Raw genomic sequence first — 1,390 nt, 5'->3', positions numbered from 1 at the left:
CTTGTCATGCGGCGGCGCCGCCGCCGCATGACAAGTGATAGTGCCGCCGACGTGACCCGGTCACCTGCGGGCCGGTGGGGGCCGGTCGCGCCCACGCGGCGGAGCCGCATATCGGCGCTGCCCCGCGCCCTTACTGGGCGCTGCCCGCGAGCCGGGCCGCGTCGGCGGCCTCGGTGCCGCGCGCCCAGCCCTCGGCGTCGCGGCCCTTGAGCCGGTGCGAGGTGGTCTCGGGGAAGAGCCGCCCGGCGGTCTCGCCGACGGCCACGTCCCGGGCGGCCAGCACGGGCAGCACCTCGGGCCGGGTCTCCTCGGCCGCCACGTCGCGGACGGCCGAGGACAGCCGGTCGCCGATGCGGCCCGCGTAGGCGATCAGGAAGGACTCGCGGAAGTCGCGGGTGCGGCGGGAGCGGCCGCGGGCGGTGGGGGTACCTCCCGTGCCCTTAAGGCTACGGGGGAGGTCGTCGGCGGCGCGGCCCATGGCGGTGGTGGCCTGGACGAGGAGGGAGGTGTAGAGGAGCTCGACGAGCTCCAGGTCGGCGTCGAAGCCGACGACGGTGGAGAAGCCGTACTCGCTGGACCACACCGCCTGGCAGTGGTTGGCGGCGGCCACCGCGTCCAGGAGCAGGGCCTTGGCGGATTCGTAGGGGCCCTCGACGCCGATCCGGCAGGCGCCCGGCCCGTCGCCGGCGGCGGCCGCGCCGGCGGCGAGCAGGGCCTCGTCTATGGAGTGCCGGGCCATGAGCTCCTGGGCCTTGGCCGACAGGGCCTCCGCCTCCTCCGGGAACAGTGTCGACTCCGCCTTGGCCAGCAGCGCGCGCACCCGGCCGAGCATCTTGGGCGGGGCGGCCGCGGCGGCCTCGCGGACGTGCCCGCCGGTGCCGGGCAGCGGGCCGACGCCGCCGATCCTCGGCAGCCCGTCGATCAGCCGCAGCGTGCCCAGCGCGAGGACGGCGGTCTCGAAGCGGCTGAGCCGCTCGCGCTCCGCGAAGCCGTCGAGGAAGGTGTCGTCCGTCTCCCACCAGGCGCGCGCGTCGAGCTCCTTCAGCTGGGCGACCCAGCGCGCGTCGAGCGTCTCCGGCGCGTAGCGCCTGCCCTCGGCGGCGATGAGGGCGACGGCGAACCGGGTCTCGGCGGCGGGCAGTTCCCGCCGTACGAGCCGGACGATGTCGGCGGGCTGCCAGCCGTACTCCCAGGCCCGCCGCACGGTCGCGGAGCCGTGCCGGACGACCGCGCCGCTGATGGCCTCCCAGCCGGCGGGGGCGGCGGCCAGGACGGAGCCGGCGGCGTAGACCGCGTCGTCGAGATCGTCCCCGTGCGCCGCCCGCAGCCCGCGTACGGCCGCGGCGACGGTTTCCAGGGGCGACGCGGTGCTCTGCACAGTGGGGGGCTC

The 1,390-nt window shown here is 76.9% G+C and carries 1 protein-coding gene; it reads right to left on the bottom strand.

Translation table 11 applies throughout. The annotated features are described in order from the left end of the window. Positions 1–130: 130 nt before the first annotated feature. Positions 131–1,378 (bottom strand): DUF2786 domain-containing protein, encoded by a 1,248-nt coding sequence (locus K6I33_RS35035; RefSeq protein WP_229358829.1) that lies wholly within the window; start codon positions 1,376–1,378, stop codon positions 131–133. Between the last annotated feature and the right edge of the window lie 12 nt (positions 1,379–1,390).

It is taken from the genome of Streptomyces sp. UNOB3_S3, from assembly GCF_020740895.1.
Classification (GTDB): Bacteria; Actinomycetota; Actinomycetes; order Streptomycetales; family Streptomycetaceae; genus Streptomyces.
Note: the sequence above shows the minus strand (reverse complement) of the source record. Positions and strands in the feature narration are given on the sequence as shown.